The organism is Streptomyces sp. SID8352, from assembly GCF_009862265.1.
In the GTDB taxonomy this organism is placed as follows: Bacteria; Actinomycetota; Actinomycetes; order Streptomycetales; family Streptomycetaceae; genus Streptomyces.
On the sequence record NZ_WWGX01000022.1, the window covers coordinates 341,207 to 367,357 of the forward strand.

At 74.2% G+C, this 26,151-nt stretch carries 23 protein-coding genes and 2 pseudogenes; 15 read left to right on the forward strand and 10 right to left on the reverse strand.

From position 1 onward, the window contains the following. Nucleotides 1-268 precede the first annotated feature (268 nt). Nucleotides 269-1,297, reverse strand: a pseudogene (locus tag GTY84_RS06860) (mechanosensitive ion channel domain-containing protein); the annotation flags it as partial. A 134-nt stretch (nucleotides 1,298-1,431) separates the two neighbouring features. Here GTY84_RS06860 and GTY84_RS06865 point away from each other — a divergent pair. Further along, nucleotides 1,432-2,025 (forward strand): dienelactone hydrolase family protein, encoded by a 594-nt coding sequence (locus GTY84_RS06865; RefSeq protein WP_161225194.1) that lies wholly within the window; start codon nucleotides 1,432-1,434, stop codon nucleotides 2,023-2,025. 59 nt (nucleotides 2,026-2,084) lie between these two features. Here the strand turns inward: GTY84_RS06865 and GTY84_RS06870 are convergent. The 4 genes and pseudogenes from GTY84_RS06870 to GTY84_RS06885 all read right to left on the reverse strand — a co-directional run. Then, nucleotides 2,085-2,570: pseudogene (locus tag GTY84_RS06870) on the reverse strand (PhoD-like phosphatase N-terminal domain-containing protein); the annotation flags it as partial. Between the two features lie 162 nt (nucleotides 2,571-2,732). After that, complete coding sequence (locus GTY84_RS06875; RefSeq protein ID WP_161225195.1) at nucleotides 2,733-3,533, reverse strand: thioredoxin domain-containing protein; 801 nt, start codon at nucleotides 3,531-3,533, stop codon at nucleotides 2,733-2,735. A 78-nt stretch (nucleotides 3,534-3,611) separates the two neighbouring features. Next, entirely contained in the window at nucleotides 3,612-4,319 is a 708-nt protein-coding gene (locus GTY84_RS06880) for a hypothetical protein (RefSeq protein ID WP_161225196.1), read from the reverse strand. 272 nt (nucleotides 4,320-4,591) lie between these two features. Further along, nucleotides 4,592-5,920 (reverse strand): DUF2252 family protein, encoded by a 1,329-nt coding sequence (locus GTY84_RS06885; RefSeq protein WP_161225197.1) that lies wholly within the window; start codon nucleotides 5,918-5,920, stop codon nucleotides 4,592-4,594. A 326-nt stretch (nucleotides 5,921-6,246) separates the two neighbouring features. Here GTY84_RS06885 and dnaE point away from each other — a divergent pair, with 326 nt between their 5' ends. Next, nucleotides 6,247-9,786 carry a DNA polymerase III subunit alpha gene (gene dnaE, locus GTY84_RS06890; RefSeq protein WP_161225198.1) on the forward strand — a complete coding sequence of 1,180 codons (3,540 nt, stop codon included), beginning with the start codon at nucleotides 6,247-6,249 and terminating at the stop codon, nucleotides 9,784-9,786. Nucleotides 9,787-9,911: 125 nt separating this feature from the next. Here dnaE and GTY84_RS32885 read toward each other — a convergent pair whose 3' ends face one another. Further along, nucleotides 9,912-10,079: a hypothetical protein gene (locus GTY84_RS32885; protein WP_202549994.1), complete on the reverse strand. Its 168-nt coding sequence runs from the start codon at nucleotides 10,077-10,079 to the stop codon at nucleotides 9,912-9,914. A gap of 223 nt (nucleotides 10,080-10,302) precedes the next feature. On the opposite strand from GTY84_RS32885, the gene GTY84_RS06895 reads away from it, so the two are divergent. The 4 genes from GTY84_RS06895 to GTY84_RS06910 all read left to right on the forward strand — a co-directional run bounded on the left by GTY84_RS06895 (nucleotide 10,303) and on the right by GTY84_RS06910 (nucleotide 14,331). After that, entirely contained in the window at nucleotides 10,303-11,517 is a 1,215-nt protein-coding gene (locus tag GTY84_RS06895; RefSeq protein WP_161225199.1) for an NYN domain-containing protein, read from the forward strand. Between the two features lie 162 nt (nucleotides 11,518-11,679). Further along, nucleotides 11,680-12,654, forward strand: coding sequence for an ABC transporter ATP-binding protein (locus GTY84_RS06900; RefSeq protein WP_161225200.1), 975 nt, complete (start codon nucleotides 11,680-11,682; stop codon nucleotides 12,652-12,654). Between the two features lie 89 nt (nucleotides 12,655-12,743). Beyond that, on the forward strand, nucleotides 12,744-13,571 hold the full coding sequence (locus GTY84_RS06905) for an ABC transporter permease (RefSeq protein WP_161225201.1): 828 nt from the start codon (nucleotides 12,744-12,746) through the stop codon (nucleotides 13,569-13,571). Nucleotides 13,572-13,605: 34 nt separating this feature from the next. After that, nucleotides 13,606-14,331 (forward strand): AAA family ATPase, encoded by a 726-nt coding sequence (locus tag GTY84_RS06910; protein ID WP_161225202.1) that lies wholly within the window; start codon nucleotides 13,606-13,608, stop codon nucleotides 14,329-14,331. Between the two features lie 1,174 nt (nucleotides 14,332-15,505). On the opposite strand, the gene ybaK is transcribed toward GTY84_RS06910, so the two are convergent. From ybaK to GTY84_RS06925, 3 genes are all read right to left on the reverse strand, one after another. Then, entirely contained in the window at nucleotides 15,506-16,006 is a 501-nt protein-coding gene (ybaK, locus tag GTY84_RS06915) for a Cys-tRNA(Pro) deacylase (RefSeq protein ID WP_161225203.1), read from the reverse strand. A gap of 90 nt (nucleotides 16,007-16,096) precedes the next feature. Next, the gene (locus tag GTY84_RS06920) at nucleotides 16,097-16,837 is read right to left on the reverse strand and encodes an LON peptidase substrate-binding domain-containing protein (protein ID WP_161225204.1); all 741 of its coding nucleotides are present in this window, start codon (nucleotides 16,835-16,837) and stop codon (nucleotides 16,097-16,099) included. Nucleotides 16,838-17,117: 280 nt separating this feature from the next. After that, entirely contained in the window at nucleotides 17,118-18,695 is a 1,578-nt protein-coding gene (locus GTY84_RS06925) for an oxidoreductase (RefSeq protein ID WP_161225205.1), read from the reverse strand. A 199-nt stretch (nucleotides 18,696-18,894) separates the two neighbouring features. On the opposite strand from GTY84_RS06925, the gene hisD reads away from it, so the two are divergent. The 8 genes from hisD to hisF are packed head-to-tail and all read left to right on the forward strand — an operon-like array spanning nucleotide 18,895 to nucleotide 24,686. Then, nucleotides 18,895-20,220: a histidinol dehydrogenase gene (gene hisD / locus GTY84_RS06930; RefSeq protein ID WP_161225206.1), complete on the forward strand. Its 1,326-nt coding sequence runs from the start codon at nucleotides 18,895-18,897 to the stop codon at nucleotides 20,218-20,220. Continuing rightward, nucleotides 20,217-21,332, forward strand: coding sequence for a histidinol-phosphate transaminase (locus GTY84_RS06935; RefSeq protein ID WP_161225207.1), 1,116 nt, complete (start codon nucleotides 20,217-20,219; stop codon nucleotides 21,330-21,332). Before hisD ends, GTY84_RS06935 begins: the two co-directional genes overlap by 4 nt. Further along, nucleotides 21,329-21,922 (forward strand): imidazoleglycerol-phosphate dehydratase HisB, encoded by a 594-nt coding sequence (gene hisB, locus GTY84_RS06940; protein WP_161225208.1) that lies wholly within the window; start codon nucleotides 21,329-21,331, stop codon nucleotides 21,920-21,922. The genes GTY84_RS06935 and hisB overlap by 4 nt, the downstream gene beginning before the upstream one ends. Nucleotides 21,923-21,925: 3 nt before the next feature. Further along, nucleotides 21,926-22,090, forward strand: a complete 165-nt coding sequence (locus GTY84_RS32890) for a hypothetical protein (RefSeq protein ID WP_202549996.1) — start codon at nucleotides 21,926-21,928, stop codon at nucleotides 22,088-22,090. Beyond that, entirely contained in the window at nucleotides 22,081-22,731 is a 651-nt protein-coding gene (gene hisH, locus GTY84_RS06945) for an imidazole glycerol phosphate synthase subunit HisH (protein ID WP_161225209.1), read from the forward strand. The genes GTY84_RS32890 and hisH overlap by 10 nt, the downstream gene beginning before the upstream one ends. Next, nucleotides 22,732-23,457, forward strand: coding sequence for a bifunctional 1-(5-phosphoribosyl)-5-((5-phosphoribosylamino)methylideneamino)imidazole-4-carboxamide isomerase/phosphoribosylanthranilate isomerase PriA (gene priA, locus GTY84_RS06950; RefSeq protein WP_161225210.1), 726 nt, complete (start codon nucleotides 22,732-22,734; stop codon nucleotides 23,455-23,457). It begins immediately after the preceding gene. Further along, a complete protein-coding gene (locus GTY84_RS06955) occupies nucleotides 23,454-23,885 on the forward strand; it encodes a Rid family hydrolase (RefSeq protein ID WP_161225211.1) in 432 nt (143 codons plus the stop codon). Before priA ends, GTY84_RS06955 begins: the two co-directional genes overlap by 4 nt. A 45-nt stretch (nucleotides 23,886-23,930) precedes the next feature. Next, nucleotides 23,931-24,686 (forward strand): imidazole glycerol phosphate synthase subunit HisF, encoded by a 756-nt coding sequence (gene hisF, locus GTY84_RS06960; protein WP_161225212.1) that lies wholly within the window; start codon nucleotides 23,931-23,933, stop codon nucleotides 24,684-24,686. A gap of 328 nt (nucleotides 24,687-25,014) precedes the next feature. On the opposite strand, the gene GTY84_RS06965 is transcribed toward hisF, so the two are convergent. Further along, nucleotides 25,015-25,650 (reverse strand): TIGR03085 family metal-binding protein, encoded by a 636-nt coding sequence (locus tag GTY84_RS06965; protein WP_161225213.1) that lies wholly within the window; start codon nucleotides 25,648-25,650, stop codon nucleotides 25,015-25,017. Between the two features lie 81 nt (nucleotides 25,651-25,731). On the opposite strand from GTY84_RS06965, the gene hisI reads away from it, so the two are divergent. Further along, a complete protein-coding gene (gene hisI, locus GTY84_RS06970; protein WP_161225214.1) occupies nucleotides 25,732-26,133 on the forward strand; it encodes a phosphoribosyl-AMP cyclohydrolase in 402 nt (133 codons plus the stop codon). Nucleotides 26,134-26,151 lie beyond the last annotated feature (18 nt).

The following is a 26,151-nucleotide window of genomic DNA, read 5'->3' on the forward strand; positions in this document are numbered from 1 at the left end:
GGTCCGCTCCGGCGCCGCGCGCCGTTCAGCGTCGGGTGCCCGGACGGTGGGCCCGCCCGCCGCCCGGCTCCGCCGCCTCGGGGCGGCCGTCCGGCGCCCGGCGGGAGCGCGGGAGGCCCTCGCGGGCGGCGGTCGGCTCCGCCTCCCTCCCCGCCGACGTCTCCGCTGCCTCCTTCCCTGCCGCCTCCGTCCCCGCCCTCTCCGTCCCGGTCGCCCCCGTCCCAGCCGTCGTCGTCCCGGAGGCCGGTCCCGGCGCGCCGGCCCGGGCCGCCGGGGCGGTGTTGACCCGGGGCAGGGCGTGCGGGTGGTGCTCGGCCAGCCAGCGGATCATCCGTTCGCGGACATGGACCCGCACCGTCCAGATGTCGTCCGCGTCCTTCGCCGTCACCAGGGCCCGCACCTGCATGGTGTTCGGGGTGGTGTCGGTGACGGTCAGGTTGTAGGTCCGCCCGTCCCAAGCCGGGCAGTCCCGCAGGATGTCCCGCAGCCGCTCGCGCATCGCGTCCAGCGGCGCGGTGTGGTCCAGGTGCCAGTGGACGACGCCGGTCATCTGCGGGGTCCCCCGCGACCAGTTCTCGAACGGTTGGGAGGTGAAGTACGACACCGGCATGGTGAACCGGCGCTCGTCCCAGGTGCGCACCGTCAGGAAGGTCAGGGTGATCTCCTCGACCGTGCCCCACTCGCCGTTCACCACGACGGTGTCGCCGATGCGCACCATGTCGCCGAAGGCGATCTGCAGCCCCGCGAAGAGATTGCCGAGGGTGGACTGCGCGGCCACACCGGCGACGATGCCCAGGATGCCCGCCGAGGCCAGCAGCGAGGCCCCGGCCGCGCGCATGTCGGGGAAGGTCAGCAGCATGGACGCGGCGGCGACCACGCCCACCGCCGCCGACACCACCCGTCTGATCAGCGAGACCTGGGTGCGCACCCGGCGCACCCGGGCCGGGTCGCGCCGGGTGTGCGCGTGGGCGTAGCGGGCGTAGGAGGTCTCGACGACCGCCGCGGCGATCCGGACGACCAGCCAGGCCGTGGAGCCGATCAGGACCAGCGTCAGCGTCCGGCCGATCCCGGCCCGGTGCGACGGGAACAGCCCGGCCTGGTCGTAGGAGCCCCTCAGCAGGGCGGCGCACAGCACCAGCCGGTACGGGACGAGGGCCCGGCGCAGCAGCCCCCAGAGGGGCGTCTCGCGGTGGCGCGCGTCGGCCTTGCGCAGCAGCAGGTCGGTGGCCCAGCCGAGGGCGAGGGTCAGCAGGACGGAGCCGCCGACGACGATCAGCGGGCGGAGTATGTTCTCCATGCCCTGGAACGTAACCGGCGGGGCGCGGACCGAACCTGTGATCTTCGCCCCCGCCGGGCGCGGCCGGTGCGCGTGCCCTCCGCCGGGGAGCCGGCGTGCGCGGCGCGACCCTGCCCGCCTGGCACGATGGCCCCATGAACATCGTGCTCTTTCACTCGACCCATGGCCCGCGTCCCGCGGTGCGCGAGGCCGCCGAGCGCCTGCGCGGCGCCGGGCACCAGGTGTGGACCCCGGACCTCTTCGGCGGGCGGACGTTCGACACGGTCGAGGAGGGCATGGCCCACCAGGAGGGGATCGGCCGGGAGGAACTGCTGCGGCGGGCCGTGCTGGCCGCCGCGCCCTATTCCGAACGCGGCCTGGTCTACGCCGGGTTCTCGCTCGGCGCCTCCGTCGCCCAGACCCTCGCCCTCGGCGACCACCGGGCGCGCGGGCTGCTCCTCCTGCACGGCACCTCGGACATCGCGCCCAACGCGGCGGTGGACGGCCTGCCGGTGCAGCTCCACGTGGCGGAGCCGGACCCGTTCGAGACGGACGACTGGCTGAGCGCCTGGTACCTGCGGATGGGGCGGATCGGCGCCGACGTCGAGGTGCACCGGTATCCCGGGGCGGGCCACCTCTACACCGACCCCGGGCTGCCGGACTACGACGCGGAGGCGGCGGCGTCCACCTGGCGGGTGGCGCTCGGCTTCCTCGACTCCCTCGGCGAGGACGGCCCGACCGGGTCGTAGGCCCGCTGGACCCGCTGGGTGCCGCTGAGCGTGCGGTAGGAGCGGACCCGGACGGAGGCGGCGTCCGGGTCGCCGCGGGCCGCGAGGTGCCGGTACGGGGAGAAGTGGCCGGCCTCCCAGTTGGCGCAGGAGACCACGCCGAAGCGCAGTCCGGCGACGGCGGCTCCGGGGGCGGGGGCGGTGCGGGTGCGGGCGACGGGGGAGTCGGTGTCCCCGGCGGAGAAGCGGAACCAGTGGTCGGTGGCGGGCGCCAGGCCCCGGACGTCGGCCTTGACGGTGTGGTCGGAGGCGGCGGTGGCGGGGACGGTGCCCCGGGCGACGACGCGGGTGAACGCCCGGTCGGCGGCGACGGTCCACCGCACCTCGGTGTCGGGTCCGGCGCCGGAGCCCGGCACGGCCTCGGGCACCGGGGTCACCCGGGTCCACAGCAGGACGCCGTCGGGCAGCGGATCGCCCGAGGCGACGCCGTGCAGGAAGGCGGGCGCGGCGGCGCCGGCCCCGGCGGGCGGGGCGGCCAGGACGGCCCCGGCCGCCGCGGCCTTCACGACCGTGCGGCGGCTCGGGGGCCGTGGGCCCGCCGGTGCGGCGGTGGGCGGGACGGGGTCAGCGGATGTTCCGGGTCGACTGGTCACGCCCGATCATGTTACCGATCGGTAGGGCCGCGAGGGGGCGAACCGGGGAGAGTCCGCCCGCCCGTCGGCCGCCGGTCACTTCCCGATGCCGGCGTCCTTGAGGGTCTTGTTCCACTCCTCGACCGAGCCCGGGTTCTTGATCACCTTGTCGTCGATCTTGATGGTGGGCGTCGACTCGACGTCCTTCGCCTTCTGGAAGGAGTCGCTCATGCGCATCGCCCAGGGGTCGAAGGTGCCGTTCTTCACGGAGTCCTGGAACTTCTTGTTGCCCTTCAGGGCGTCGACGGTGTCGGCCACCTTGATCAGGTAGGAGTCGTCCGCGAACTTGTCGGTCGACTCGTCGGGGTGGTGCTCCGCCGAGAACAGGGCGCCCTTGTAGTCGATGAAGGCGTCCGTGCTCACGTCCAGCGCGGCACCGAGCGCGCTGAGCGCGTTCTTGGAGCCCTCACCGCTCAGGTTGTTGTCGAGGAAGGTGCCCAGGGTGAAGGACAGCTTGTAGTCGCCGTCCTTCATGCCCTTGTTGATCGTCTCGCCGAGGCCCTGCTCCATGGAGGCGCAGGCGGGGCAGCGCGGGTCCTCGTAGAGGTGGACGACCTTGTCGGACTTGGAGTCGCCGATGAGGACCGTGGTGCCGTCCTTGCCCGACGAGTTGGCCGGGAGGACCACCTTCGCCTCGGCGGCCTTGTCCCACCCGGTGGGCTTGCTGTTCTGCACGACGAAGTAGCCGATGCCGCCGGCCACCGCCAGTACGCCGACGATCGAGCAGGCCACGACGACCTGCCGCTTGGCCTTGTCGCGCTTGGCCTGGCGCTCGCGCTCCTGGCGCAGACGCTCGCGGGCCGCCGTCTTCGCCGCCTGGCTGTTCCTCTTGCTCATGGTGGTGTTCTCTCCTGGGGACGCGCGCACGGGGGTGTGCGGGCATGCGTGAAAGGGGGGAGTGCGGTGCGTGCTCGGTCACACGGAGGCGACCGGGCGGCACGGCGGTCCCCGCCGTCCCAGGGAATGGGTGCGGATCAGCTCGCGCGCGACGGCGGCGCGGCGCACCGGGCGGACCGGGCGGGCGGCGGCCGGGATCCGGCGCACCGTCACCGCCGCGACCGCCACCAGCAGTGGGCGGAAGGTGGTCGCGCCCACCGCGCGCAGCACCTGGGCCAGCGCCCGCTCGCCGCGCCGCAGCCAGGCGGCCGCGGCCAGGCCGACGGCGACGTGCGCGCCGAGCAGCAGCCAGGCCGTGGCCGGAGCGGCGTCGGACAGCGCCACCGCCAGCCGGTCGCCCTCGGCGCCGGTGACCCGGGCCAGCGGGGCGGCGACCCCGGAGCCGACGCCGGTGCCGTCGCCGCAGAGCACGCCGAGGCCGACGGACCGCAGCGGCCCGGTGACCGGCCCGCCCGCGCTGCCGTAGCAGACGTGCTGGCCGGTGGTGAAGACCGTGTCGGCGGCCAGCTCCAGGGGGATCAGCAGCGCGGCGATGCGCCCGAAGCCGCGCTCGCGCCCGGCCAGGGCGTACGCGATGACGAACACGGCGGCGGCCACGGCCGTCACCGTGCGCAACGGCAGCGGGACCCCGGACAGCAGCACGTGCGACGCGGTGCTGAGCGTCACGACGAGTGCCGTGAACAGCGCCGCGCGTACGGCTCTGAGTGGGGTCCCGGATATGTCCATAGCGATTCACGAGTGTGGCACGAAGGCAGGTAAAGAACTCCTAAAGGAGGGCTGTGAATATCGGCACCCACCGGGAACCGCCGCCGGTCGCCTCCACCGGGCGCCGCGGCCGGTCACCCCACCGCGGACCACCGCTGGTCACCCCACCGCGGACCGCCGCCGGCCGCCGGGGCGCGCGCCGCCGCCGCGCGCGGAGCCGGAGCCGCGGCGGGCACCCCGCCGTCCCGGCCCAGAGCCGCGGCGGGCACCCCGCCGTCCCGGCCCGGCCCGGCTCAGACGCCGGGCACCCGGCCCTCGCGGAGCAGGCCGACGAGGATCCGGTGGTCGGCGCGCGCCCGCGCGGCACCCTCGTGCGCGAAGTCCACCAGCAGCGGCGCGAACCCCTCCTCGTCGGCGGCGAGCGCGGCGTCGATGGCCCGCTCGGTGGCGAACGGCACCGGGGAGTCCCCGGAGGGGTCGTCCGCCGCCGCGTGCAGGGCGGCCGTCGCCCGGCCCAGGTCCGCGGCCACCTCCGCCATCTCCTCCGGGTCGTCCAGGGCGTCCCAGTCCAGGACCGCCTCGTAGGGGGAGACCTCGGACACCCGGCGGCCGGTGCCGTCCAGTTCGGTCCAGCCCAGCCACGGGTCGGTGTGCGTCTGCAGCGCCCGCTGCGAGACCACCGCGCGGTGGCCCTCGTGCTCGAACCGGTCCCGGAGCTCCGCGTCGGCCACGTGCCGGGACAGGGCCGGGGTGCCGGGCCGCTCGACGCGGATCACCACGTCGTTCTCCAGGGCGTCGCTGCCGCCCTCAAGGAGGATGTCGTACGACGCCGCGGGACCGGACCCGCCGGTGCCCGGGGCGCGCCGTCCCACCACGTCCTTCACGCGGTAGGAGTCGGGCCGGGTCAGGTACCACTCCGGCAGCGTCTCCAGATAGCCGTCGAAGGCCGCAAGCACCTTGTAGCGGGTGGCCGCGTCCAGCTCGACGGCCCCGGCGGCGGAGGTGAAGCGGCGCTCGAAGTCGCGGACCTCCGTCAGCGAGTCCAGCAGCCCGGTCCGGGTCAGCGCCCGCGCCCGGCGCAGCACGCCCAGCAGCGGCCCCTCCGCGGTGTCCAGGGTGAAGGGCGGCACCTCGTCGCTCTTGGCGCCGGTCGCCAGGGCGTGCACGCGCTCCCGGTAGGCGTCCGCGTACGCCCGCACCACCTCGCCGATCCAGGCGTCGCTCAGCGCCTTCGACCAGCAGATCAGCGCGACGGAGGTGACGAAGCGCCTCAGGTCCCGGGTGAAGGGGCCGACGTAGGCCTCGTCGAAGCCGGTGGCGCCGAAGACCAGGCGGCCGGTGGAGTCCATGCGGGTGCCGAAGCGCCCGGCGTGCAGGTCGCCGTGCGTCCACACCCGGGAGGTGCGCTCGTCCAGGTACGGCCCGCCGCGCTCCTCGCCGGCCAGGTCGTGGTGGAAGAGGCAGGCCGCGCCGCTGTGGAAGGCGAGGGCGGAGCCCGCCATCCCGCGCAGGCGCGCCCGGTACGCGTCCGGGTCGGTGGCCGGGAGCCGGCCGAAGGCGGTGTGGAGGACGGCGAGGATCTCCTCGCCGCGTCGCTCGTCGTCGGGCTGCGGGACCGGCATCGCTGGGTGCCTCCTGGTGCGGTGGTGCGTTCCGGGGGTGTGGTGCGGTCCGTGGGGGAGCGGTGCGGGCGGGCGGCCCCGGTGGTGTCTGCTGGGGGGAGCCGGTCCGGGTCCGGGGGATGCGTCCGGGGGGCGGGCGCTCCGTTCGGACCAACGTGCGGCACCGCGCGGGAGTGCCCCGGCCGGGGCGGGCGGCCCGACACGCGGGCCCGGGGCCGACGGTACGCGTGCGGGGCCCGGGGCGTCAGTGGTGAGGCATAGACTTCGACGCTGACCCCCCGGACTGACCGCAGCCCGTCGTCCCCAGTCTTCCCAGGAGGCCGCACGTGTCGAAGCCGCCGTTCACGCACCTGCACGTCCACACCCAGTACTCGCTGCTGGACGGTGCCGCGCGGCTGAAGGACATGTTCGACGCCTGCAACGAGATGGGCATGACGCACATCGCCATGTCCGACCACGGCAACCTGCACGGGGCGTACGACTTCTTCCACACCGCCCGGAGCGCCGGGATCACCCCGATCATCGGCATCGAGGCGTACGTGGCGCCCGAGTCGCGCCGCAACAAGCGCAAGATCCTCTGGGGCCAGCCGCACCAGAAGCGCGACGACATCTCCGGCTCCGGCGGCTACACCCACAAGACCATGTGGGCGGTGAACCGGACGGGCCTGCACAACATCTTCCGCCTCTCCTCCGACGCCTACGCCGAGGGCTGGCTGCAGAAGTGGCCGCGCATGGACAAGGAGACCATCGCCCAGTGGTCCGAGGGGATCGTCGCCTCCACCGGCTGCCCCTCCGGCGAGGTCCAGACCCGGCTGCGGCTCGGCCACTTCGACGAGGCGCTCAAGGCCGCCGCCGACTACCAGGACATCTTCGGCAAGGACCGCTACTTCCTGGAGCTGATGGACCACGGCATCGACATCGAGCACCGGGTCCGCGACGGGCTGCTGGACATCGGGCGCAAGCTCGGCATCCCGCCCCTGGTCACCAACGACTCGCACTACACCTACGCGCACGAGGCGACCGCCCACGACGCGCTGCTGTGCATCCAGACCGGCAAGAACCTCTCCGACCCCGACCGCTTCAAGTTCGACGGCACCGGCTACTACCTGAAGTCGACCGACGAGATGTACGCCATCGACTCCTCCGACGCCTGGCAGGAGGGGTGCGCCAACACGCGGCTGGTCGCGGAGATGGTCGACGTCGAGGGCATGTTCCACAAGCGCGACCTGATGCCGAAGTTCGACATCCCCGACGGCTACACCGAGGTCACCTGGTTCCAGGAGGAGGTCCGCCGGGGCATGGAGCGCCGCTTCCCCGGCGGCATCCCCGAGGACCGCCAGCGGCAGGCCGCCTACGAGATGGACGTCATCATCCAGATGGGGTTCCCGGGCTACTTCCTGGTGGTCGCGGACTTCATCATGTGGGCCAAGAACCAGGGCATCGCCGTCGGCCCCGGCCGGGGCTCCGCGGCCGGCTCGATCGTCGCCTACGCCATGGGCATCACCGACCTCGACCCGATCCCGCACGGACTGATCTTCGAGCGGTTCCTCAACCCCGAGCGCGTCTCCATGCCCGACGTCGACATCGACTTCGACGAGCGTCGGCGCGTCGAGGTGATCCGGTACGTGACCGAGAAGTACGGGGCCGACAAGGTCGCCATGATCGGCACCTACGGCAAGATCAAGGCGAAGAACGCCATCAAGGACTCCGCCCGCGTGCTCGGTTACCCGTACGCGATGGGCGACCGCATCACCAAGGCGATGCCCGCCGACGTCCTCGGCAAGGGCATCCCGCTCTCCGGCATCACCGACCCCAAGCACCCCCGCTACTCGGAGGCGGGCGAGGTGCGCGGGATGTACGAGAACGAACCGGACGTGAAGAAGGTCATCGACACCGCCCGCGGTGTGGAGGGCCTGGTCCGGCAGATGGGCGTGCACGCCGCCGGCGTCATCATGTCCAGTGAGACCATCACCGAGCACGTCCCGGTGTGGGTCCGGCACTCCGACGGCGTGACCATCACCCAGTGGGACTACCCGAGCTGCGAGTCGCTCGGCCTGCTGAAGATGGACTTCCTCGGCCTGCGCAACCTCACGATCATGGACGACGCCGTCAAGATGGTGAAGGCCAACAAGGGGATCGACATCGACCTCCTCGGCCTCCCGCTCGACGACCCCACCACCTTCGAACTCCTCCAGCGCGGCGACACCCTGGGCGTCTTCCAGTTCGACGGCGGCCCCATGCGCTCCCTGCTGCGCATGATGAAGCCCGACAACTTCGAGGACATCTCCGCCGTCTCGGCCCTGTACCGGCCGGGCCCGATGGGCATGAACTCGCACATCAACTACGCGCTGCGGAAGAACGGCCAGCAGGAGATCACCCCGATCCACCCGGAGCTGGAGGAGCCGCTCAAGGAGGTCCTGGACGTCACCTACGGCCTGATCGTCTACCAGGAGCAGGTGCAGAAGGCCGCCCAGATCATCGCCGGGTACTCGCTCGGCGAGGCCGACATCCTCCGCCGCGTGATGGGCAAGAAGAAGCCGGAGGAGCTGGAGAAGAACTTCGTCATCTACCAGGCCGGCGCCCGCAGGAACGGCTACAGCGACGAGGCCATCCAGGGCCTCTGGGACGTGCTGGTCCCCTTCGCCGGATACGCCTTCAACAAGGCCCACTCCGCCGCGTACGGACTGGTCTCCTACTGGACCGCCTACCTCAAGGCCAACCACCCGGCCGAGTACATGGCCGCCCTGCTCACCTCGGTCAAGGACGACAAGGACAAGTCGGCCGTCTACCTCAACGAGTGCCGGCACATGGGCATCAAGGTGCTCCCGCCCAACGTCAACGAGTCCGAGTCCAACTTCGCCGCCCAGGGCGACGACGTGATCCTCTTCGGCCTCTCCGCCGTCCGCAACGTCGGGACCAACGTGGTCGAGGCGATCATCCGCAGCCGCAAGGCCAAGGGGAAGTACGCCTCCTTCCCCGACTACCTCGACAAGGTCGAGGCCGTCGTCTGCAACAAGCGGACCACCGAGTCACTGATCAAGGCCGGCGCCTTCGACACGATGGGCCACACCCGCAAGGGCCTCACCGCGCAGTACGAACCGATGATCGACAACGTGGTCGCGGTCAAGCGCAAGGAGGCCGAGGGGCAGTTCGACCTCTTCGGCGGCATGGGCGACGAGCAGAGCGACGAACCGGGCTTCGGGCTCGACGTGGTCTTCGGCGAGGACGAGTGGGAGAAGACCTACCTGCTCGCGCAGGAACGGGAGATGCTCGGCCTCTACGTCTCCAACCACCCGCTGTTCGGGCTGGAGCACGTGCTGTCCGACAAGGCCGACGCGGGCATCTCCCAGCTCACCGGCGGTGACTTCGGCGACGGCGCGGTCGTCACCATCGGCGGCATCATCTCGGGCCTCCAGCGCAAGATGACCAAGCAGGGCAACGCCTGGGCCATCGCCACCGTCGAGGACCTGGCCGGTGCCATCGAGTGCATGTTCTTCCCGGCCACCTACCAGCTCGTCTCCACGCAACTCGTCGAGGACGCCGTGGTGTTCGTCAAGGGCCGCCTCGACAAGCGGGAGGACGTGCCGCGGCTGGTCGCCATGGAGCTGACCGTCCCCGACCTCTCCCACGCGGGCACCAACGCGCCCGTGGTGCTCACCATCCCGGCCACCCGGGTCACCCCGCCCATGGTCAGCCGGCTCGGGGAGATCCTCACCCACCACAAGGGCGACAGCGAGGTGCGGATCAGGCTCCAGGGCCCGACCCGGACCACCGTCCTGCGCCTGGACCGGCACCGGGTCAAGCCCGACCCGGCCCTCTTCGGCGATCTGAAGGTGCTGCTCGGCCCGTCCTGCCTGGCGGGCTGACCCGCCGGGCCGGGGCCCGGCCGCCGCGCCCGGCTCGCGGGCGCGTCCGACGGCTCAGGGGCGCACCCGTGCACCGGGTGCGCCCCTGTCGTGTTCACCGGCCGCGACAGGCCGTGCGCCGCGCGTCAGTTGTGGCCGAAGCGCTTCTCCCGCTTGCGGGAGGCGTGGTCGCCGGGGGAGAGCTGCGGAGCGAGCTGCTCCTCGCGGTCCAACGTCGACGGCTCGCTCTGCTGCGCGCCGCGCGAGGGCTGGGACTGCTGCTTGCGGTCACGGTTGTGCTTGTTCTTGGCCATGGTGATCTGCCTCCTGAGGGGGATCTAGGGGCCAGGGCCGGAACCAGATTTACACAGGCCAACAAAGAACGCATATCGGGCAATTACCGTCCGTGACGCGGCTCGTCGGGCCGTGCGGCACGGAAACGCCACGCCGATGATCGAGTTCGGGCCGTTAACCTCCGCGCGGTCGGGCAGACTCGAAGGAAGCCGAAGCAAACCTCCCGGAAAGAGGGTGGATCGCGTGGACCGCTGCATCGTCCTGGTGGACGCCGGGTATCTGCTGGGGGCCGCCGCCAGTCTCCTCGCCGGCGAGCCCTCACGCTCCCGCATCAGCGTCGACCACGCCTCCCTCATTCAGGGGCTGCGCGAACGTGCCGAGTCCGAGACCCAGCAGCCCCTGCTGCGCATCTACTGGTTCGACGGCGCCCCCGACCGCGTCCCGCAGCCCGAGCACCGGCGGCTGCGCGTGATGCCCCGCGTCACCGTCCGCCTCGGCGCCCTCACCCGCAGTGACGGGCGCTGGGCGCAGAAGGGCGTGGACGCCGCCATGCACGCCGAACTGACCGAGCTGGCCCGCAACCGCGCCTGCTCCGACGTCGTCCTCGTCACCGGCGACGGCGACCTGCTGCCGGGCATGATGGCCGCCAAGGAGCACGGCGTCGCCGTCCACCTGTGGGCCGTCCAGGCCGCCGACGGCGACTACAACCAGTCCGAGGACCTCGTCGCCGAGGCCGACGAGCGCCGCGTCCTGGACCGCGCCTGGATCACCAAGGCCGTCCGGGCCCGGGAGATCGGCGGGATCTGCGCCCCGCCGCCCGCGCCCCGCCCCGAGATCGCCGCCATCCTCTCCGCGCCGCTGCCCGACTCCTCCCTGCCCGCCCCCGCCGAGCCCGCCCCGGAGCCCGCGCACCCCGCCGCCCTGCCCGCCCCCGGCGCGGGGGAGCGCGTACCGCCCGCCAAGGGCGTCCCCACCCCCAAGGACCTCGCCGCCCTGCGCGCCCCCGGCCCGCACCCCCAGCCGCATCCGCACCCCGCCAGCGCCACCCTGCGCTGGTCCTCCGACAAGGGCTGGGTCGACCGCCCCGCCGCGGGTGAACCGGCCGAGACCCTCTCGCTGCCCACGCTCGCCCAACTCACCTCCGCCGAGCAGCGCTGGGCCGACCGCGAGGAGGACATCACCACCGTCGGCGGCGACCCCTTCGAGGTCGGCCAGGTCTTCGCCCGGCGCTGGGTGGAGCGCCTCGGCGACCACGTCCACCTGCAGAAGCTCTCCGTGATGTACCCGCGCATCCCGCACCGGGTCGACGGCGAGCTGCTGCGCTACGCGGCCCGCTTCGGACTGCTCGCCCACAAGGACGACCAGATCGACGAGCACGACCGGTACGCGATCCGGGCCGGTTTCTGGCGCGAGATCGACCAGCGCACGGCGACCGAACGCGCCTCCGCGGGCGACTGACGCGCCCCCGGCCGCCACCGGGCGCCCCCGGCGGGCCACCGGGGCGCCCGCCGAAACGGCCCCCGTGCGCGGACCCGGCGGCGGGACGGGACCGCCGACCCCGTAGTCTCGTCCCTTGTGAGTACGCGCGCGGCACAGTCATCTCGACCCGGTGGCGATGCCGTGTGCGTCGTCCGCGCGCTGACCAAGACCTACCCCGCCGTGCGCGGCAGGCGCGGGGTCCCCGCCGCCCCCGAGGTCCGGGCCACCGACGACGTGACCCTGGAGATCCGCCGCGGTGAGATCTTCGGACTGCTGGGGCCCAACGGCGCGGGCAAGTCCACCCTCGTGCGCCAGCTCACCGGGCTGATGCGCCCCGACAGCGGCGGCGTCGAGATCCTCGGCCACGACATCGTGCGCCATCCGGAGCGGGCCGCCCGCATCCTCGCCTACCTCGGCCAGGAGTCCACCGCCCTGGACGAGCTGACGGTGTCGCTGGCCGCCGAGACCACCGGGCGGCTGCGCGGACTGGACGTCCGACGGGCCCGCGCCGAGCGGGACGCCGTCCTGGACGAACTCGGTCTGACCCCGCTCGCCTCCCGCCCGCTGAAGAAGCTCTCCGGCGGCCAGCGGCGCCTGGCCTGCTTCGCCGCCGCCCTGGTGGGGGAGCGCCCCCTGCTGGTCCTCGACGAGCCGACCACCGGCATGGACCCGGTGGCGCGCCGCGCCGTCTGGGCCGCCGTCGACCGGCGCCGCGCCGAGCACCGCACGACCGTGCTGCTCGTCACCCACAACGTCATCGAGGCCGAGACCGTCCTTGACCGGGTCGCCGTTCTCGACCAGGGACGCGTGATCGCCTGCGACACGCCCGCCGGGCTCAAGGAGCGGGTCGCCGGCGAGGTCCGCGTCGACCTGGTCTGGCGCGAGACGGCCCCCCTGAACGTCCCCGAGGTCGCCGCCCTGCGCGACCGCGCCGCCGAGTCGGGGCGCCGCTGGACGCTGCGGCTGGCCCCCGAGGAGGCCCGCGCCGTCGTCGCCACCGTCACCGGCGGTGCCGCCTTCGCCGCCCTGGACGACTTCACCCTGGCCACGCCCAGCCTGGAGGACGTGTACCTGGCGCTGGGCGGCGACGCCCGGCAGGGGCTGGTGCGGGCGTGAGCGCCCGCGGGGCCAGAATGGGGGGCACCGTGCCCGCGCCCCCGGTCACGGCCCGACCCGAGGACCGCGAGGAAACGGAGCTGCGCGACGTGAGTGTCGTTCCCGGCGATGTCCGGCCGGGCGGTGCCCTGGCCGCCGAGCGGCCCGGTGCCGCCCCCGGAGCGGCGGAGCTGGCCCCCGCGGCGCGGCTGTGGCCCTCCCTGGCGGCGGTGTACCGGGCCCAGCTCTCCCGGGCACGGGTCGCCCGCATCCCGCTGCTGTTCGTCGCCACCTTCCAGTCGGTCGGCATCATGATCCTGATGCGCGGCGTCGTGGACGGCGGCGGTGAGGCGCGGGCCGTGGTCGCGGGCTCGGCGGTGCTGGTCGTCGCCTTCGTCGCGCTCAACCTCCTGGCCCAGTACTTCGGCCAGCTCCGCGCCAGCGGCGGGCTGGACCACTACGCGACCCTGCCGGTGCCGCCCGCCGCGGTGGTGCTGGGCGCGGCGGGCGCCTACGCCTCCTTCACCGTGCCCGGGACGGTGGTCACGGCGGTCTTCGGCTGCGTGCTCTTCGGGCTGCCGCTGACCCACCTCTGGGTGCTGGTGGCCGTCATCCCCCTGGCCGGGGCCGCGCTGGCCGGGCTCGGCGCGGCGCTCGGGCTGCTGGCGCCCCGGCCCGAGCTGGCCACCCTGCTGGGCCAGCTCGGGATGTCGGCGGCGCTGCTGCTGGGCGTGCTCCCGGCCGAGCGGATGCCCGGGGTCGTGCGGCTGGCCCGGGACCTGCTGCCCTCGACCTATGGCGTCGAGGCGTTCGCCCGGACCTTCGGGAAGGACCCCGACTGGGCCCTGGTCCTCGGCGACCTCGCCGTGTGCGCCGCGGTCGGCGTGGTCTCGCTGGCCGTCGCCACCTGGGCGTACCGGCGGGCCGCCGTCCGGTGACGCGCGCCACGGGCGCGTTTGGCAACATGTCAGGGTGACCGCACCCCTGACTCCCCCCACACCACCCCACGGCCGTCCCTCGGGCGGGGGCGGGCCGGTACCGCCGCCCGCCGGCGCGCACGCGGTGGACCTCGCCCCGTACCGGAACGGTGACCAGCAGGGCCTCTGGACGTGGCCGGAAGTGCGGCAGGCCGTCCTGGCGCTGGTGGCGCTGGCGCTCTCCGGGGTGCTGCTGGGGGTCCTCTGGTGGTGGCTGGCGCCGCACGTGCCGCTGGTCGGCGACGCGATGGGCGACAGCTGGGTCGTCTACCTCAAGGACTCCGAGGGCGAGCAGGCGGTGGGGGTCGACGGCACGTTCACCCTCCTGGCGCTGGCCTTCGGAGCGGTCACCGGGGCGGCGGTCTTCCTGCTGCGGCGCGGCGGCGGGGTGCCGCTGGCGGTGGCGCTCGGCGCCGGGGGGCTGCTCGGCTCGCTGGTCGCCTGGCGGGTCGGCATCTGGCTCGGCCCCACCCAGAACGTGATCGCCCACGCCAGGGCCGTGGGCAAGGGCGTGACCTTCTCCGCGCCGCTGAAGCTGGGCGCCCACGGGGCGCTGCTGGCCTGGCCCATCGCCGCGCTCGGCGTCCACCTGGGCCTGACCAGCCTGTTCACCCCGGGCGACCCGGACCCGGACCCGTACGCCCCCGGAAACCCCGGGCTCCCGGCGGGCACGCCGCAGGGGGAGTCGCCGCGGGGGGCGGGGGACGGCAAGCCGACGTAGGTCTCCCGGAGGGGACGCGGAAGGGGCCGGGTCACGTTGCCGGGGCTTCGGCCGCCCGCGCCGTTGTCCGGGGCTTCGGCCCACCCGTGCCGCTGCCTGGGGCTTCGGCCCCGTCCGCGCCGCTGCCTGGGGCTTCGGCCCGTCCGCGCCGCTGTCCGGGGCTTCGGCCCGTCCACGCCGTTGCCGGTTCCTCGGTCCGCCCGTCCCTCGGCCAGTTCTTCCCGCTGGTCCGGTTCCGGGTCCGTCCGTCCCGTTGCGCGGGCCCGGTCGGCCCGTCCTGGTCCCGGCCCCCCGGGCCACCCGTTTCGTAGGCCGGGGCGTGTCCGCTGTCGTCGGCCGCCCATGCCGTCGGCCGGGTCCGCCCGACGCCCGCGTGCGTCCGTCCGGCATCTTCCGTCGCGCCCGCTTGCCCGCTCGGCTCATGCCCGCGGGCGATACGGCGCCCTGCGTGCCCGCCCGGCGCTCCATGCGGCTGCCCCCGCCCCTGCCTGCGCCCCGCCGCGCCCGCGCTTCCTCGTGCCTGTGCCCGCTCGCGTCCGCGCAGCCGTGCGGCGCTCCGCGTGCCGGAGCGGCTTCCGGAGGCCGGTTTCGGCCCGGCTGAGGAGCCGGGCACGTCGGCGCCCTGGACATCACGTGCGTCTGCCCGGCGCTCAGGGGCGTGCGCCCGTCCGGTGCTTCCCCCGTGCCTCTGTACCTGTCCGGCTCATGCCCGCGCGGCGCCCCATGCGGCTGTCCGGCTCGGGCCCGCGCTCCGCTCGCGCTCGGCTGGTGCCCGCGGAGCGGTACGGCGCCCTGCGTGCCCGCCCGGCTCGCCCGCGCGGCGGCCCCGCCCGTCCCGCGCCCCGCACACGCTCGCCGCTCGCGCCCGCACACGCTCGTGCCCGGTCCGTGCTCCCTCGCGCACCCGGCTCGCGTCAGCGCAGCCGTACGCGCCCCGCACGCCCGCGCGACTCTCGAACGGCCGGGTCCGGCCTCGGCGGAGGGCCGGGTCCGGTCTCGGTGGCCGGGTGCGGGCGCCCGGGTTCCGGTGTGGCCGGTCCCGTCCGGCCGGACGCTTCCCCGCCGGCCCGCCCGTGCCGTCCGCCCGGTGCCGGAGGGCAATGGGGCCCGGCCGCCCGCACCGGCGCACTGTCGGTGCCGTCCCCCGCCCTCCCGTGGGGAGGGCCCGGCCGGGTCAGAGGCGGCCGATGGGGGCGAGGACGGCGTTGGTCAGGGCGGCCAGGTCGGTGGGGGCCAGTTCGACCTCCAGGCCCCGGCGGCCCGCCGAGACACAGATCGTGGGATGGCCGGAGGCGGAGGCGTCCAGGACCGTGGGCAGCCGCTTGCGCTGGCCCAGCGGGGAGATGCCGCCCCGCACATAGCCCGTGGTGCGCTCCGCGAGCGCCGGGTCGGCCATCGCCGCGCGCTTGCCGCCCACCGCCGACGCCAGGGCCTTCAGGTCCAGCGAGCCCGCCACCGGCACCACGGCGACCGTCAGCGCGCCGTCGACGTCCGCGACCAGCGTCTTGAAGACCCGCTCGGGGGAGACGCCCATCGCCTCGGCCGCCTCCTCGCCGTAGGACGGGTGGGCGGGGTCGTGGTCGTAGGCGTGCACCGTGTACGCCACCTCGGCCGCGGTCAGCGCCACCGTCGCCGGGGTGCCCCCGGCCTGCTGCTTCTTCGCCTTCTTCGCCATCGCTGCCGTCCCTCCGGGAGACCGTGCGTCGGGTGCGTACGGCGCCCCGTACACGGATCGTGTGCCCGGCGGTGTCCGCCGGGGCGCGGATCAGTTGTAGTGCGTCGGGCCGGTGGTGAGCTCCGAGGCCGGCAGCGACGGCAGGGTGCGGATGATCGCCGTCTCGGTGCGCAGCAGCTTCAGCTCGTCCCGGAGCCGGGAGGCCGTGTCCGGGGCCTGGAGGAGGCGCTGCTTGGTCGGCGTGTCGAGCATCATCGCGGCGGCCACCAGATACGAGACCACGCTGGGCTCGTCGGGCAGCTCGGCGCCGGTCGCCAGGGACCGCTCGCGCGCGCCCGCCAGCCGCTTCTGGTACTGGCGGAAGGAGCGGAGCACCCCCTCGGCCAGCGCGCCCGCCTCGTCGCCGGGCTCCTCGGGCAGCGGTTCCAGCTCGGCCGTCAGGAACGGTCCCGAGGAGTCCAGGGACAGCAGCCGCACCCGGGTCGTGCCGGTGGCCAGCACATCGAAGGTGCCGTCCGGCCGCTCCCGGACGGTCGCCGCGTCCGCGACGCAGCCGACCCGGTGGAAGGACGCCATCGGGTCGGGACCGAACCCGGCGGTGGGCCCGCGCTCGGGCACGGCCGTGGGATCGGGCATGCCGGGGGCGCTGGGGGCCACTTCGTGCCCGTCGCGGATGGCCACGACGGCGAACCGCCGGGACTCGTCCTCGGGGGTCTTCAGCAGGTCGCGCATCATCGCGCGGTAGCGCTCCTCGAAGACGCTGAGCGGGAGCACCAGCCCCGGGAACAGCACCGAGTTCAGCGGGAAGAGGGGGAGCCGGACGGTGGTCACGACGCAGAAGCCTAATGCGCGCCGCGCCCGGCCCGGCGGCCCCACCCGCCACGCGCCCCGCCCGGCCCGGCCGAAGCTCCGCTCCGAGCCCCGTGCGGGAGGCCCGGCGGGGTGACGCCCCGGGCGTCACCTTGACCATCGCCCGCCCGCAGAGGGGCCCTGCGACCGGTGGGGCGCACCCGGGGACCGCCGGGACCGCCGTGCGTCCCGCGGGCGCGCGGAGGCCCTGCGGGCGCCGCCCTCCGCACCGCTTCGGCCGCGTCCCGGAGCGCGGCCCCGGTCAGCTCCGGCGCAGAAGGCGGGTCGCGCCCGCCGCGACCGTCGTGGCGAGGATCCAGCCGACCAGGACCAGGGCCGCGGCCAGCCACTTCCACGGGCCGCGCAGGTGCCAGAAGCCGACCTGGCCGAGGTCGATCACCGGCAGCAGCAGATCCAGCGCGAACAGGACCGGGCTCCATTCCGGATGCTCCTCGCCCTTCAGCGGCGGCGGATCGGCCCGCGCGAAGGCCAGCGACCCCGCCGCCCACAGCACCGCCATCCACACCGCCGCCCGCCCCGGACGGTAGCCGTAGGCCACCGTCCAGTCCTGCGCGTACCCCACCAGCTTCGCGGCCGGCGGCAGGCTCTCGCGGCGGCGGCGCTGCTTGGCGAGCAGCACCTCCCGGGCGTCCTCGGCGTCCGCCTTCGGACGGAGCACGGCGGCCAGCCGCTCGTACGGCTCCGGGTTGTACTCCGCCGTCGCCGCGGCGACCCAGCGCAGCCGCCGCTCCAGCGGGAACGGGCCGCGCGGCACCAGGTTCTCGTAGGAGAAGCCGCCCATGTGCAGCCGGCCGGGACCCGGCCAGCTCTCCGCCCGGTCGACCAGATTGACGACCCGCGCCCCCGACAGCACCACCTTTCCGCGCGTCGGGTTCTCGCCCAGGAACCGCAGCTCCGGCGTCTGCACCCGGCGCAGCGACAGCTCCTGCTCGTCGGTGAAGGTGAACCGCGCCTGCTCCAGGTCGACCGCGTCGCCGAAGCGCCCGTCGTCCAGCCGCACCCCGCCCTGGCAGGAGAAGCGCTGGACCCGCGTCCCCTCCGCAGGTGTGGTGCCCCGCAGCAGCGAGCTGCCCAGCCCCGCCGGGGTCAGGTACAGCGTCCGCTCCACGGTGAGCTGCGGCGCGTTCAGCGCGAGCCGGGCGTACGGGTTGCGGAGCAGGGCGCCGCGCAGGCTCAGCGACACGCCGACCGTGGCGCCGCGCAGGCTCATCTCCCCGTACGACTCCATCATCTCGGCCTGGAGGTCCTGGCCCACCGTCATGCCGTCCGCGGCGATGGAGCGCCCGCTGCGGTCCCGGTGCACCACCGCCTGGTTGAGCAGCAGGTCGGTGCCGATCCGGGCGTCCGTCAGCCGGATGCCCTGGGCGAAGCGGCAGCGCGGCAGGTGCAGGTCGCCCTCGGTGTGCAGCCGGGCGGCCTCCAGCCGGGGCACCGCGCAGTCGACCATCCGCACCGTGGTGAAGCGGGCCTCCGGCAGCAGCACCTGCCGGTCGAAGCGGCAGCGCCGCAGCTCCACGTACGGCACCACCGTGCCGCCCGCGAGGTCCATGGTGCCGCTGATCCGCACGCCCACGAGCTGGAGTGAGGCCACCCGGCCCGCCAGCGCCGGGGGACCGTCGAGGAGCAGCCAGCACACGACGCGCGCCCGCACCGTCCGCTCCGGACCCCACACCTGCCCGCCGTGCGGATCGTCGACCAGCGCGTCACCGCCGCTGAGGTCGTACACGCCGCCCTCGCGGAACGCCTGCCACATGCCGGCCTCGACCAGTGTCAGGTCTTCCGGCAGCTCTCCGTCACGGTGGCCGTCCCCTTCGGTCACGGCACATCACTCCCTCCCCGTCCCTTCGGCAGTCCGTCACACTTCGTACAACCGTTCATGCCCACTGTGTGACCACCTGAACACTCAACGTGAGGGCGAACTTCGGTGTCCTCCCGGGGCGGTGACGGGCCGTGGCGTTCCGTATCAGCCACTGATACGCGCGGACGGCCTCCGACGCGGGTCTGAGAGAATTGGTTCCGTGATCTCCCGAATCGATCTGCGCGGCGCCGCCCTCCCCGAGGGCGCGGCCCTGCGCGACCTGCTGCCCCGAGCCGACTTCGACGTCTCGGCCGCCCTGGAGAAGGTGCGTCCGATCTGCGAGGCCGTGCATCATCGTGGCGACGCGGCGCTGATCGACTTCGCCGAGCGGTTCGACGGGGTCACCCTGGAGAGCGTCCGGGTCCCGGCCGCCGCGCTGGCACGCGCGCTGGAGGAGCTGGATCCGGCCGTTCGCGCGGCCCTGGAGGAGTCCATCCGCCGCGCCCGCGTCGTCCACCGCGCCCAGCGCCGCACCACCCGCGCCACCCAGGTCGTGCCCGGCGGCACCGTCACCGAGAAGTGGGTGCCGGTCCAGCGGGTCGGCCTCTACGCGCCCGGCGGCCGCTCGGTCTACCCCTCGTCCGTGATCATGAACGCGGTGCCCGCCCAGGAGGCCGGCGTCGGCTCGATCGCGCTGGCCTCGCCCGCCCAGGCCGAGTTCGGCGGGCTGCCGCACCCGACCATCCTCGCCGCCTGCGCCCTGCTCGGCGTCGACGAGGTCTACGCGGCCGGCGGCGCCACCGCCGTCGCGATGTTCGCGCACGGCACCGAGTCCTGCCCGCCGGTCAACATGGTCACCGGCCCCGGCAACATCTGGGTCGCCGCCGCCAAGCGCCACTTCGCCGGCCGCATCGGCATCGACGCCGAGGCCGGGCCGACCGAGATCGCCGTCCTCGCCGACGCCGGCGCCGACCCGGTGCACGTCGCCGCCGACCTGATCAGCCAGGCCGAGCACGACCCGCTGGCCGCCGCCGTCCTGGTCACCGACTCGGCCGCGCTCGCGGAGGCCGTCGAGAAGGAGCTGGCGGCCCAGACCGCGGTCGCCAAGCACCTGGACGACCGGATCGCCCCCGCGCTCGCCGGCCGCCAGTCCGCCGTCGTCCTGGTCGACGGCATCGAGGAGGGGCTGCGCGTCGTCGACGCCTACGGCGCCGAGCACCTGGAGATCCAGACCGCCGACGCCGCCGCCGTCGCGGACCGCGTCCACAACGCCGGGGCGATCTTCGTCGGCCCCTGGGCGCCGGTCTCCCTCGGCGACTACGCGGCCGGGTCCAACCACGTCCTGCCCACCGGTGGCTGCGCCTGCCACTCCTCGGGCCTGTCCGTGCAGTCCTTCCTGCGCGGCATCCACGTCGTCGACTACACGCGCGACGCCCTGGCCGAGGTCGCGCACCACGTGGTGACGCTGGCGGAGGCGGAAGACCTGCCCGCGCACGGCGCGGCGATCAAGGCACGGTTCGAGTGGAAGGTCCCGGCAAGCAAGTGACGTTCGGCATCGACGATCTGCCCGTACGGGACGAACTGCGCGGCCAGTCCCCCTACGGCGCGCCCCAGTTGGACGTGCCCGTACGGCTGAACACCAACGAGAACCCCTACCCGCTGCCCGAGGCGCTGGTCGAGCGGATCACCGAGCGGGTCCGCGAGGCCGCCCGCCACCTCAACCGCTACCCGGACCGGGACGCCGTCGAGCTGCGCACCGCGCTCGCCGCCTACCTGACGCGCACCACGGGCCACCCCGTGGGCCCGGGCGACGTCTGGGCGGCCAACGGCTCCAACGAGATCATCCAGCAGCTGCTGCAGACCTTCGGCGGGCCCGGCCGCACCGCGATCGGCTTCGAGCCCTCGTACTCCATGCACGCCCTCATCGCGCGCGGCACCGGCACCGGATGGATCTCCGGACCGCGCAACGAGGACTTCACCATCGACCTGGACGCCGCCGTGCGCGCCATCACCGAGCACCGCCCGGACGTCGTCTTCGTCACCAGCCCCAACAACCCCACCGGCAACGCCGTACCGGCCGCCACCGTCCTCGCCCTGCACGACGCCGCGCAGGCCGTGAAGCCGACGATGGTCGTGGTGGACGAGGCGTACATCGAGTTCAGCCACGGCGCCTCGCTGCTGCCGCTGCTGGCGGACCGGCCGCACCTGGTCGTCTCCCGCACGATGTCGAAGGCGTTCGGCGCCGCGGGCCTGCGGCTCGGCTACCTCGCCGCGCACCCGGCCGTCGTCGACGCCGTCCAGCTCGTACGGCTGCCCTACCACCTGTCCGCCGTCACCCAGGCGACCGCGCTGGCCGCCCTGGAACACACGGACGACCTGCTCACCTACGTCGAGCAGCTCAAGTCCGAGCGGGACCGGCTGGTGGCCGAACTGCGCGCCATCGGCTACGAGGTGACCGAGTCCGACGCGAACTTCGTCCAGTTCGGGCGGTTCGAGGACACCCGTGCCGCCTGGCGCGGCATCCTCGACCGGGGCGTCCTGGTCCGGGACAACGGCGTACCGGGATGGCTGCGGGTGACCGCGGGCACCCCGGCGGAGAACGACGCGTTCCTGGACGCGGTCCGTGAGTTGAAGAAAGAACAGGAGCAAGGCGCATGAGCCGCGTCGGGCGCGTGGAGCGCACCACCAAGGAGACCTCGGTCCTCGTCGAGATCGACCTGGACGGCACCGGGAAGACGGACATCGCCACCGGTGTCGGCTTCTACGACCACATGCTCGACCAGATCGGCCGGCACGGTCTGTTCGACCTGACCGTGAAGACCGACGGCGACCTGCACATCGACTCCCACCACACCATCGAGGACACCGCCCTCGCGCTGGGCGCCGCCTTCCGGCAGGCCCTCGGCGACAAGGTGGGCATCTACCGCTTCGGCAACTGCACGGTGCCGCTGGACGAGTCCCTCGCCCAGGTGACCGTCGACCTCTCCGGCCGCCCCTACCTCGTGCACACCGAGCCCGAGGGCATGGCGCCGATGATCGGCGCCTACGACACCACCATGACCCGGCACATACTGGAGTCCTTCGTCGCCCAGGCTCAGGTCGCGATCCACGTGCACGTGCCCTACGGGCGCAACGCGCACCACATCGTGGAGTGCCAGTTCAAGGCCCTGGCCCGGGCCCTGCGCTACGCCTCGGAGCGCGACCCCCGCGCCGCCGGAATCCTGCCGTCCACGAAGGGCGCCCTGTAGACCATGAGCGGTACCGCCACCGTCCTGATCGTCGTCGGACTGTTCTTCCTCGGCGGCATCATCTCCTTCGTCAAGCAGAAGATGCCCACCAGCCTCATCGTGCTGCTCTCCATCGGCGCCGCGATGTGCCTCGTCTCGGGCGTGATGCGCCTGGAGGTGTGGAATTGAGCCCCGCCGCCAAGCGGGTCGTCGTCTTCGACTACGGCTTCGGCAACGTGCGCTCCGCCGAACGGGCCCTGGCGCGCGCGGGAGCCGAGGTCGAGATCACCCGTGACTTCGACGCGGCGATGAACGCCGACGGCCTGCTGGTGCCGGGCGTCGGCGCCTTCGCCGCGTGCATGGAGGGCCTGCGGGCCGCGCGCGGCGACTGGATCGTCGACCGCCGCCTCTCCGGCGGCCGCCCGGTCATGGGCATCTGCGTCGGCATGCAGATCCTGTTCGCCCGCGGCATCGAGCACGGCGTCGAGGCCGACGGCCTGGACGAGTGGCCCGGCACCGTCGCCCCGCTGCGCGCCCCGGTCGTGCCCCACATGGGCTGGAACACCGTCGAGGCCGCCCCCGGCTCCCAGCTCTTCGCCGGGCTGGACGCCGGTGCCCGGTACTACTTCGTGCACTCCTACGCCGTCCACGAGTGGACCCTCCAGCCGCGCGACCCCGCCTTCACCGCGCCCAGGGTGAGCTGGTCCACCCACGGCGAACCGTTCGTGGCCGCCGTCGAGAACGGCGCGCTGTGGGCCACCCAGTTCCACCCCGAGAAGTCCGGCGACGCCGGAGCCCAGCTCCTCACCAACTGGATCGAGACCCTGTAGATGAGCACGCTCGAACTCCTTCCCGCCGTCGACGTCCGCGACGGGCAGGCCGTCCGCCTCGTGCACGGCGAGTCCGGCACCGAGACCTCCTACGGCGCCCCCCTGGACGCGGCCCTCGCCTGGCAGCGCTCCGGCGCCGAGTGGCTGCACCTGGTCGACCTGGACGCCGCCTTCGGCACCGGTGACAACCGCGAGCTGATCGCCGAGGTCACCAAGGTCATGGACATCAAGGTCGAGCTGTCCGGAGGCATCCGCGACGACGACACCCTGGCCGCCGCCCTCGCCACCGGCTGCACCCGCGTCAACCTCGGCACCGCCGCCCTGGAGACCCCCGAGTGGGTCGCCAGGGTCATCGCCGAGTACGGCGACCGGATCGCCGTCGGCCTCGACGTGCGCGGCACCACCCTGCGCGGGCGCGGCTGGACCCGCGACGGCGGCGACCTCTACGAGACGCTGGCCCGCCTCGACGGTGAGGGCTGCGCCCGGTACGTCGTCACCGACATCGCCAAGGACGGCACCCTCCTGGGGCCCAACCTGGAGCTGCTGAGGAACGTCTGCGCGGCCACCGACCGCCCGGTCGTCGCCTCCGGCGGCGTCTCCTCGCTGGACGACCTGCGCGCGCTCACCGGGCTCGTCCCGCTGGGTGTCGAGGGCGCCATCGTCGGGAAGGCCCTCTACGCGAAGGCGTTCACCCTGGAAGAGGCCCTGGAGGCAGTGTCGTCATGACGTCCGGCGTACGGCGCGTGCACAGCGGAAGTCCCTGGGAGGAGTCCTTCGGCTGCGCGCGGGCCGTCGCGGCGGGCGACCGGGTCGTCGTCGGCGGCACCACCGCCTTCCGGGACGGGGTGCTGCACGGCGAGGGCGACCCCTACGAGCAGGCCGGGGCGGCCTTCGCCGCCGCCCTGGACGCGATCGGGGAGTTCGGGCTCGGCATCGGGTCCGTGATCCTCACCCGCGTCCACCTGGCCCACGCGCGCGACGTCGACGCGGTGGGCCGGGCCCACCGGGAGCTGTTCGGCTCCGTGCGCCCGGCCGCGACCTTCCTGGTCGTGGAGGGCTTCGTCGACTCCCGCATCCTGGTCTCGGTGGAACTGGAGGCCTACGCGGGAGGGACCGCGCCGCCCGGCGCGGAGGGCCCCGCGCGGGCCCGGTAGCAGCGGTAACAGCACAGCACGAGGCACTAGAGGAGCCGTGGATTCATGACCCTGGCGGTCCGAGTCATCCCCTGCCTGGACGTGGACGGCGGCCGGGTCGTCAAGGGCGTCAACTTCCAGAACCTGCGCGACGCGGGCGACCCCGTCGAGATGGCCAAGGTGTACGACGCCGAGGGCGCCGACGAGCTGACGTTCCTGGACATCACCGCCTCGTCCGGCGACCGCGAGACGACCTACGACGTGGTGCGCCGCACCGCCGAGCAGGTGTTCATCCCGCTGACCGTCGGCGGCGGGGTGCGCACCGCGGACGACGTCGACCGGCTGCTGCGGGCCGGCGCCGACAAGGTGGGCGTCAACACCGCGGCCATCGCCCGGCCCGAGCTGATCCGCGAGATCGCGGAGCGCTTCGGCCGCCAGGTGCTGGTCCTGTCCGTGGACGCCCGCCGCACCCCCTCCGGCGGCTTCGAGGTCACCACCCACGGCGGACGGCGCGGCACCGGCACCGACGCGGTCGAGTGGGCGCACCGGGCGGCGGAGCTGGGCGCGGGGGAGATCCTGCTCAACTCGATGGACGCGGACGGCACCAAGGACGGCTACGACCTGGAGATGATCGCGGCGGTCCGCCGCCATGTCTCCGTCCCCGTCATCGCCTCCGGCGGCGCGGGGCGGCTCGCGGACTTCTCCCCGGCCGTCGGGGCGGGCGCGGACGCGGTGCTGGCCGCCTCCGTCTTCCACTTCGGGGACCTGCGCATCGGCGAGGTCAAGGACGCCCTGCGGTCGGCGGGCCACCCGGTCCGCTAGGCGCCGTCCGGCAGTCGCCGTCGTCGCCCGCGGGGCGGCCGCGCGGCGTCGGGAGCCTGCGCTCGGCGCGCATGGTCCCGGGCCCTCGCCGGGCGTACCCGGGGCAGGCGCGGCGCGAGTGCGTGCGGAGCGTCGTGCGGCGGACGGGGGCCGTCGGACGGGCGCCGGACCCTCCCGGGCGCCCGGGACCGGTCGCTCCTGCGCCGGGCACCCGGTCCCGGCCACCGCACGGGCGGCCCGGACCCCCGGCCGTGTTCCGGCCCGGGACGGCCCGGCCCGCAGGGGGAGCGCCGCCGGCGCGCGCGGCGGCGTCCGGGGCGCGGCGGCCTCAGAGGCCGAGCTGTTTCGCCTCGTGCAGCCGGGTGATCGCGTCCTCGTCGCCGTCCAGCGCCACCTTCGCCGCGTCCTGCCGCCCGAAGGCGAACATCAGCAGCTCGGAGGGCTCGCCCGTGACCGTCACCACCGGCGTGCCCCGGTGGGCCACCACCGTCCGCCCGTCCGGACGGCGCAGCACCAGCCCCGTCGGGGCGTCCCGGGCCACCAGCCGGGCGGTGCGCTCCAGCCGGGCCCACAGGGCGTCCTGGAACACCGGGTCCAGCTCGCGCGACGACCACTCCGGCTGCGCCCGGCGGACGTCCTCGGCGTGCACGTAGAACTCCACCGTGTTCGCCGCCTCGTCGACCTGTTTCAGCGTGAACGGCGAGAACTTCGGCGGCCCGGAGCGGATCAGGCCGATCAGCTCCTCGTACGGCTTCTCCCCGTACTCCCGGGACACCTTCTCCAGCCGGCCCGCCAGCGGCTTGATCAGCACGCCCCCGGCGGCGTCCGGCCGCCGCTCGCGCACCACGACGTGCGCCGCCAGATCCCGCGTCACCCACCCCTCGCACAGGGTGGGGGCGTCCGGACCGGCGGTCTCCAGCAGGTCGGCCAGCAGCAGCCGCTCACGCTTGGCGAATGTCGACATGCCGTCAGCCTACGGCCGCGCCCCCGGTCCGCCCACCGGACACGGCCGGGACCGGCCTCCCGCGCGCGGCACAATGGACGCATGACCAGCAGCCCGCCCCGGGGGCCCAGCCCGCTCGCCCCGGAGATCGCCGCCCGCCTCAAGCGCAGCCCCGACGGACTCCTCCCGGCCATCGCCCAGCAGTACGACACCGGGGAGGTGCTGATGCTCGGCTGGATGGACGACGAGGCGCTGCACCGCACCCTGACCACCGGCCGCTGCACCTACTGGTCCCGCAGCCGCGGCGAGTACTGGGTCAAGGGGGACACCTCCGGACACGTCCAGCGGGTCAGGTCCGTCGCCCTGGACTGCGACGCCGACACCGTCCTCGTCAAGGTCGACCAGACCGGCGCCGCCTGCCACACCGGGGCCCGCACCTGCTTCGACGCCGATGTGCTCCTCGGCGACGGAACGGGTGGCGACGCGCCCGTGGCGGATCAGTAGGGTCTGCGGCCATGGACG